2 protein-coding genes are annotated in these 735 nt (G+C 35.8%); one reads left to right on the top strand and one right to left on the bottom strand.

Annotated features, from left to right (window positions below; all coding sequences use genetic code 11):
• Window positions 1–119 precede the first annotated feature (119 nt).
• Window positions 120–263, top strand: a complete 144-nt coding sequence (locus Q0794_RS18045) for a hypothetical protein (RefSeq protein ID WP_298944267.1) — start codon at window positions 120–122, stop codon at window positions 261–263.
• 127 nt (window positions 264–390) lie between these two features.
• Here the strand turns inward: Q0794_RS18045 and Q0794_RS18040 are convergent, their stop codons facing one another.
• A complete protein-coding gene (locus tag Q0794_RS18040; protein WP_298944266.1) occupies window positions 391–669 on the bottom strand; it encodes a HipA N-terminal domain-containing protein in 279 nt (92 codons plus the stop codon).
• Window positions 670–735: the final 66 nt, after the last annotated feature.

Here is a 735-nt window from a genome sequence, read left to right as displayed (position 1 = left end):
ATAACCTTTTGAGTTATAGGATTTTGATCTTCTTTAGTTAAAAATCAACTAATTTTCTTAACTGATCGGCATTAGCCCCTACTCCGCCTATTGTAGACCTACCAAAAGAGGTCGATGTATTGATTGTAGGTTGTGGGCCTGCAGGCCTAACAATGGCAAGACAGCTATCTGAATTTAATGATATTACGACCTGTATTGCTGATTTAGAAGATGGACCGCTACACTCAAATAAAAAAGTGAAACAGTTAATCCGCAGCTTTTGACTATATATGAATCGATGGGATAGGTAGTTTTAGGGTCTATGTGGTCATAATTAGACTATTTAACGTCTAATAATACTTTTGGTTGTACGCCTGCAACACCTGAGCGAAAACAAACCTAGATAAGAGTTCAGAAAAAATAAACTTCATCGCTTTTAATAAGATATTCTAAGCTTAAATCAAATCCACTTTCATCTACTAGTGGTTGATCTTCTAATGCATATCGTACAGAACCAATTTGATTATTTCCTAATAAAGTTAATACCGTTAAATCATTACTACCGTAGTGTTTCGCAGTTGCTTTCTCAATAGCTATCCGCAAGCCACCTTTTGGCATATTAATTTGAAAGAATGGATGTAACCCTTCGTATGTATAAGTTTCAGCCGTATAGGCATATAGTAACCTCAATTCTGCTTAAGGAATTGAACTAAATGCCCACCTAGCGATCAGATCTTTCAACCAAGAACGATTTGA

It is taken from the genome of uncultured Psychromonas sp., assembly GCF_947489755.1.
Classification (GTDB): domain Bacteria; phylum Pseudomonadota; class Gammaproteobacteria; order Enterobacterales; family Psychromonadaceae; genus Psychromonas.
The sequence above is the reverse complement of the archived record's forward strand: the minus strand, read 5'-3'. Positions and strand labels throughout refer to the sequence as shown.